This is a genomic window from Blautia sp. DFI.3.45, from assembly GCF_020593505.1.
Taxonomy (GTDB): domain Bacteria; phylum Bacillota; class Clostridia; order Lachnospirales; family Lachnospiraceae; genus Blautia_A; species Blautia_A wexlerae.
Map to the genome: position 1 here is coordinate 1 of NZ_JAJDMI010000084.1, position 6,177 is coordinate 6,177.

The window sequence follows — 6,177 nt, forward strand, 5'->3', positions numbered from 1 at the left end:
TCAGTATCCTATTTTCATTATAGGCTGAGATAAGCTTTCATGATTCGTTGACAATTGAAGGAGCTGATACATCTTGAGAAACATGCTTACCGGAGTTAATCCGGCTCGTGCAGGCGAAGACTCCTACGGGAAGAGCGAAGCAATAATGATACCACCGAAAGGTACAGGACCTGACACAAATGAAAATGGATCGTTTAGTTTTGGAAACAACAATGGAGATGATCTTATGTATGTTTGAGTCATGTGACACAGAGGAATTTACAGAAATATTCGGCACGCTGCTTCCCTATGCGGTGGAGAAGAACAATGATCTGTTTATTGTAAAAGACTATTTGCTATATATACGACATGATTTCGGGCATGTCAAGAGCAGACGTCAAAAACGTCCTTCTCATCATGCATATAGATTCTGTTATTCTGGGAGTCGTCCCTCATACATAATGCTGAGTTCACCGTAGACCCGTCCCCAGTTTCTAATGCTCATAGTCCATTTTTTTGTGGCTTCAAAAGTTGCCAGATACAGGGCTTTCAGGAGTGCTGTATCACTTGGAAATACGCTTCTCTGACGGTTGAACTTACGGTAGGTAGAATTCAGACTTTCAATTGCATTGGTCGTGTAAATAACCTTTCCGACATCCGGTGAAAACTTGAAAATCGGTGTTATTGCATCCCAGTTATCATACCAGCGTTTCATAGAATTCGGGTATTTTGCGGTCCATTTTTCAGTAACACGATCTAGTACTTTTTAAGATAAAATAGAAATAGTGCAATTTTCACAGGATATTATACAAGAATTACATAGAAATATATCGTATTATTGATATAGTATTCTTGAATTGTATGTGAGGAGAAAACTATGGCAGCTGAAAGAAAAACATTAACACAGTTATCTGTGCCAATAGGCTTAGAAACTTTATTTTATATGCTTTCAGGTATGGTCGATACGCTTATGCTATCATCTGTAAGCGACCAGGCTGTAGGAGCAGTGGGAACAGCAAATACATATATAGGTGTTTTTATTATCATGTTCGGCGTAATATCGTCGGGTATGATAGCTGTTATGTCACAAAATATCGGAGCCGGAAGACCGGGGATAGCGTATCAGGCAAGACAACTTGGACTTATATTCAACGCATTGATAGGTATCGTAATGTCTGTCATTCTTGCTACTTTTTCTGGTGGGATACTTCGAATCGTAAGTATTGCTCCGGCTTTGCTTGAGCCGGCTGAAATATATCTTAGAATTGTTGGCGGCGCATGTTTTTTAAATGCACTGATTCCTATTTTCTCCAGTTATTTGAGAGTGTTTGGATATACAAAACATTCTTTGATAGGAACTGTTGTTGGAAATGTTCTCAATATAATACTTAATTCAGTATTCTTATTTGTATTCAACTGGGGTGTAATGGGAGTTGCTGTTGCCACGGTTATTTCAAGAGTTGTAAATCTTATTATTGTAGCAGGTATGGGGGCTGTGCTTATAAAAGCAAAACAGAGTCTTGAGCGAATTGCATCAAGAAAGATATTTGCGCAGATTGTTAAGATTGGTTTTCCTTCTGCGCTTGAAACAGCACTTTACAACATCGCAATGACCTTTATTGTGCGTTTTATGAATCAGATGGATGTGGATGGAATGAATGTTACAGCACGCTCATATGCTGTACAGATTTCAAATTTCTCATATTGTGTGGGAGCTGCCCTTGCTCAGGCAAATGCAATTATGACCGGTTGGAGAATTGGAGCAAAAGAGTTTGAGGAATGTAACAGGGGAACGAGAAAAGCTGCGATATACGGTATCATCACAGCGACCTGTTTTTCCGTGACATTTGCATTGGCAGGACATTTTATCGTGCATATATTTACTGATGATACACAGATGATAAATCTTGTGGTAAAGTTGTTAATAGTAGATGTCTTTCTTGAATTTGGAAGGGTAACAAACCTTGTATATGGTCAGGCATTAAAAACGAGTGGAGACGCACTTTTCCCGGTTATACTAGGTGCAATATTTATGTATTTGTTTGCAGTTGGCGGAACTTATTTTCTCGGAATACACATGGGACTTCTGGCTGTAGGATCATATATTGCTATGGCAGGTGACGAATGTGCGAGAGCTGTGGGAATGGTACTTAGATGGAAGAGTGGAAAATGGAAAAGTAAAGGTCTTATAGAAGTATAGGAGAGATTATGTACTTTGAATTAAAGGAAAATAAACCGCATGGTACAAAGGATGATCCGTTTAGTACATATCATATAAAAAATGAGGGACGATCATTTCAGATACCGGTACATTGGCATGATGAACTGGAAATTATATATGTAAAAAGTGGGTTTTTGACTGTAAGTATATCAGGAGAAAATTATATTGGAACCCCCGGGGATGCTTTTGTAGTGTCGCCGGGCAATCTGCATTTCATGGGTTCACAGGCTGGAGAAGAGGATTATTTTACTTTCCTTTTTCCACTTGAATATATCTCTTTTTGCACAGATGACATGTTAGATGATAAATTGCTTACTCCATTAAAAAATGGTCATTTGATGATAAGACCAAGGATCAAGGATGCAGCAAAAGAGTTGTGTGAGCAGTTGGCCGAAATATATATGGCAAAAAATGATGAAAAGAAGTTGGAAATAGCTGTTCAGATAAAGACAAAAATAATTCTTTTACAATTTATTCTTCGCATGTGGGAGAATGGATTTATAATCGAAAATGATAAAAGTGGAAGAAATACTGTAGAAAAAGAGATGATTTCATACATACAGCAGAGTTTTACAGGGGAGATATCATTAAAGGAATTTGGGGAACAGTTCCATCTTTCTGAAAAATATGTATCGCAATATTTTAAAGAACATTTTCATATTACGCTTTCAAAATATGTTACATATTTGCGGTTGGAGCATGCAAAACAGTTGTTACAAAATTCGGACATTCCAGTTACAGAGGTTGCAATGCTCAGTGGCTATCAGAATGTAAGTTATTTTATCAGAAGCTTCAAAAAAACATACGGAGTGTCTCCGTTAAAATATAGAAAAAATGAGCCGAGTACATGGATTTAGCGGAGTGTGAAAGAAACATAAACGATGTTACAAACAAAAGGTTAGGGAACACCTGAAAGGGAGTTTCCTAACCTTTTGTTGTATAGAGCTGTTATCAGTCTGCTCAATCAATAAATAATGCATTACAGTGTAGGGGTTCTTATCTTATGAATGATAATGAAACTTGGTCCTATGTCAAGATTTAGTACAAGTTAAAATGAGAAATTTCTCCCCATTTTAACCTGCCAGAAGCTCAGCCTCAGTGTGCGTTCTTTCATGCACTCGTTCGAATTCGTTTGGCGACATATAGTTGCAATGGTTATGAATTCGTTTCGTATTGTAGAAAGCTTCCAGATATTCAAAAATCAACTGGTATGCCTGCTTATAGTCGCGAATTTTAAAGCGATTGAGCCATTCACGTTTGATAATAGAATGAAAGGATTCAATGCATGCATTATCCCACGGAAAAGCTTTCTTCGAATAACTGCGCTGCATATTTTCGGTTGCTTTTTTATATTCCTTTGCAACATATTGGCTGCCACGATCCGAATGGATAATTAATGGTTGATCGATATTTCGGCGAGCTTTGGCTTTGTTTATAGTATCAATCACGTAAGATACTTCCAGTGTTTCTGAAAGCGTCCAGGCTATGATTTTTCTGGAAAATAAATCCATAACACTGGTCAGATAGACAAATTCATCTATTGTCCAGATGTAGGTAATATCCGAACACCAGACTGCATTCGGACGATCAGGATTAAATTGCTCATCAAGGATATTTTGTAATTCAGTGCTGAAATCGGAATCTTTTGTGGTGATCGTCCATAGTTTGCTCCACTGAGCACGGATCCCCATTTGGCGCATATATGTACCAACGGTTCTTTCCGAAATGATTTCACCAGTTTTTCGAAGTTCTACAGTGATTTTCGGAGCACCGTAGTTCTGCTTGGAATCATCATAAATATCCTGTATTTTTGCTTTTACAGCTTTACGACGTTTTTCTGTATCAGAAGGTACGTGGTGGAGCCATGCAAGATATCCTGAGCGAGAGACACCTAAAAATTTCAACATTCCGGAGACGGAAACCCGGCGTCCAGCCTTTTTGGCAGCTTCCGTCTTCTCAGACACTTCAAGATAAATGGCTTCCGTCATTTTCCCAGAATGTTGATTGCTTTTTTTAACACATCAAGTGCATCTTGGGCATCACGTAATTCACGTCTGAGACGGGCAATTTCCTTCTGCTCATCAGATGCATAATTACCAGAACCACGAACAGGAATATCACCTGATTCCCGGAAGTCTTTCAGCCATTTTGTTAATGTGCTGTATCCGATGCCAAGATTTTCTGCACATCCACGTACTCCGAGATCTTTGTGATCCTGATAGTACTGGACTGCATCAAGTTTAAATTGTTTGTCATGTTGCTTTGCCATATGAGATCCTCCTTCAGCATGCCTCTATTGTATCATGCTTATGTGTATTTGGAATTTCTCATTTTGGCTTGTACTATTTATATTCTAGCACCATTTTTCTCTTTGCCATAGATAGATTCTCCTTTCATTGGTTGCTCAAAGTAGTGGCTTTTGTGTTTTTGATTTAGGACAGGGTTCCCTAAATTGCTGTTTTTTTTGGAAGTGTATATACACTTCCTGTCCTTGCTATTTACCGGTGGCACAGCCGCCGGAAGAGAGTCTTTTGAAAAGAACCCTCTATAGATAAGGTATTCAGAGAAGAAAAATAGGACATCGCAGATCTGAGGTATGACGAAAGAAGGATTCTATGGTATAGTAAAATCTGAATGAGAAAAGAGGAAAAGAGGTCTTGCCGATGTCACGGAAAAACCATGAAATGATAGATGGAAAATTACTGCAGACTGACAAGAAATATGCTCAGTTGAAATTAAAGCAGAAAGAGAAGATTGCAGAATGGATGTTCCAGGCAACCAGGGATTATTATATGAAAAAATACACTTTCCCAAACGACAAACATCTGGAAGAAGTGGTGGATATTGTGTATGAAAAAATTGAAGATGCAGAAATCTGGATTCCGTATGGAGAGGTATTCAAGCATTACAAATCCAAACGATCGGATATCAATAAACGTATCAGAAGATCTCTGAATGAAAAAGAAGAGAGTCGGATTGAGAAGGTTTGCTTTATGAATATGTGTATGATCCAAGATGACAAAGGAAATGTGCTGGCATTGGATAAAGTGAATGACAGCTATACAGGGACAACTTTTCCAGGTGGTCATGTGGAGCAGAACGAGATATTTCAAAAATCTATGATCCGGGAAGTTTGGGAAGAAACAGGTCTTACGATTGAAACACCGAAGCTCTGCGGTTTATATCATTGGCATAAGGGTGGAGTACATTATGTGATTACGCTGTACAGAGCTGATAGATTTATCGGAGAATTGACATGTTCGGAGGAAGGGCAGGTGTATTGGATTCCGCTGGAAGAATTAAAAACCAAAGAATTGGCTACAGGTATGGAATACGTTTTACAGATCTTGGAGTCTGAGCAGGTGAATGAGTGTTATATGCATCTGGAAGCAGATGGATATGTTGGAGATTTATATTAAACGAAGTATCTACTTGGGATAAAATAGTTGTTGTGATGAAAATGGGAGAACAATAATGAATGAAAAATTAGAAATGGCAAAAAATTCCTTATATAATGCAAATGAAATAAAGGATATTAAAGAAAATCCGGTTGTTGAATCAGTTTTATTGGCACCTATAAAGGCAATCCCTGTTTTGGGGGATTTAATTGATTCATCAACAAATAAGTTATTAAATGATTTTCAGCAAAAGAAAGAACAGGAATTGTTAGATGTTATTTTGCAAGATGATCATTCTATAACATCGGAAATGGTAAATGATGTAGAGTTTATCATCAATTTTGCACGAGCAAAAGAGGCAGTGCAAAGGTTGGCAACGACCGATAAAGTTGAGTATTTTGGAAATCTTATACGAAATGGTTATTTGCAGGGGAAACATATAGATGGTAGTATTTTTGATGAATATATTCACATATTGAATAACTGCGCGTCGCATTCTCGTTACTTTCAGTGATGAGTTAGACGCGCAAATTTTTTTACTAAACAACAGAACAAATGTTTACATAAACCAATACATAT

General features: G+C 37.8%; 7 protein-coding genes and 1 pseudogene. 5 read left to right on the top strand and 3 right to left on the bottom strand.

The window, feature by feature from the left end:
• Positions 1–73: 73 nt before the first annotated feature.
• Complete coding sequence (locus LJE09_RS16540; protein WP_182437636.1) at positions 74–238, top strand: hypothetical protein; 165 nt, start codon at positions 74–76, stop codon at positions 236–238.
• Between the two features lie 174 nt (positions 239–412).
• Here the strand turns inward: LJE09_RS16540 and LJE09_RS16545 are convergent.
• A pseudogene (locus LJE09_RS16545) lies at positions 413–739 on the bottom strand (transposase); the annotation flags it as partial.
• A 117-nt stretch (positions 740–856) separates the two neighbouring features.
• Here LJE09_RS16545 and LJE09_RS16550 point away from each other — a divergent pair.
• The gene (locus LJE09_RS16550; RefSeq protein WP_118614321.1) at positions 857–2,179 is read left to right on the top strand and encodes an MATE family efflux transporter; all 1,323 of its coding nucleotides are present in this window, start codon (positions 857–859) and stop codon (positions 2,177–2,179) included.
• An 8-nt stretch (positions 2,180–2,187) separates the two neighbouring features.
• Positions 2,188–3,057 carry an AraC family transcriptional regulator gene (locus tag LJE09_RS16555; RefSeq protein ID WP_118614319.1) on the top strand — a complete coding sequence of 290 codons (870 nt, stop codon included), beginning with the start codon at positions 2,188–2,190 and terminating at the stop codon, positions 3,055–3,057.
• A gap of 216 nt (positions 3,058–3,273) precedes the next feature.
• On the opposite strand, the gene LJE09_RS16560 is transcribed toward LJE09_RS16555, so the two are convergent.
• A complete protein-coding gene (locus LJE09_RS16560; RefSeq protein ID WP_118614317.1) occupies positions 3,274–4,188 on the bottom strand; it encodes an IS3 family transposase in 915 nt (304 codons plus the stop codon).
• Positions 4,185–4,469: a transposase gene (locus tag LJE09_RS16565; RefSeq protein ID WP_005612369.1), complete on the bottom strand. Its 285-nt coding sequence runs from the start codon at positions 4,467–4,469 to the stop codon at positions 4,185–4,187. Before LJE09_RS16565 ends, LJE09_RS16560 begins: the two co-directional genes overlap by 4 nt.
• A gap of 394 nt (positions 4,470–4,863) precedes the next feature.
• Here LJE09_RS16565 and LJE09_RS16570 point away from each other — a divergent pair, with 394 nt between their 5' ends.
• Positions 4,864–5,619: an 8-oxo-dGTP diphosphatase gene (locus LJE09_RS16570; protein ID WP_118569674.1), complete on the top strand. Its 756-nt coding sequence runs from the start codon at positions 4,864–4,866 to the stop codon at positions 5,617–5,619.
• 55 nt (positions 5,620–5,674) lie between these two features.
• The gene (locus tag LJE09_RS16575) at positions 5,675–6,112 is read left to right on the top strand and encodes a hypothetical protein (RefSeq protein WP_055154318.1); all 438 of its coding nucleotides are present in this window, start codon (positions 5,675–5,677) and stop codon (positions 6,110–6,112) included.
• Positions 6,113–6,177 lie beyond the last annotated feature (65 nt).

What these genes read in the sequence shown, in the direction of transcription:
- LJE09_RS16550 (WP_118614321.1), top strand. Translation starts at nt 857, where the DNA reads ATGGCAGCTGAAAGAAAAACATTAACACAGTTATCTGTGCCAATAGGC.
- LJE09_RS16555 (WP_118614319.1), top strand. Translation starts at nt 2,188, where the DNA reads ATGTACTTTGAATTAAAGGAAAATAAACCGCATGGTACAAAGGATGAT.
- LJE09_RS16560 (WP_118614317.1), bottom strand. Translation starts at nt 4,188, where the DNA reads ATGACGGAAGCCATTTATCTTGAAGTGTCTGAGAAGACGGAAGCTGCC.
- LJE09_RS16565 (WP_005612369.1), bottom strand. Translation starts at nt 4,469, where the DNA reads ATGGCAAAGCAACATGACAAACAATTTAAACTTGATGCAGTCCAGTAC.
- LJE09_RS16570 (WP_118569674.1), top strand. Translation starts at nt 4,864, where the DNA reads ATGTCACGGAAAAACCATGAAATGATAGATGGAAAATTACTGCAGACT.
- LJE09_RS16575 (WP_055154318.1), top strand. Translation starts at nt 5,675, where the DNA reads ATGAATGAAAAATTAGAAATGGCAAAAAATTCCTTATATAATGCAAAT.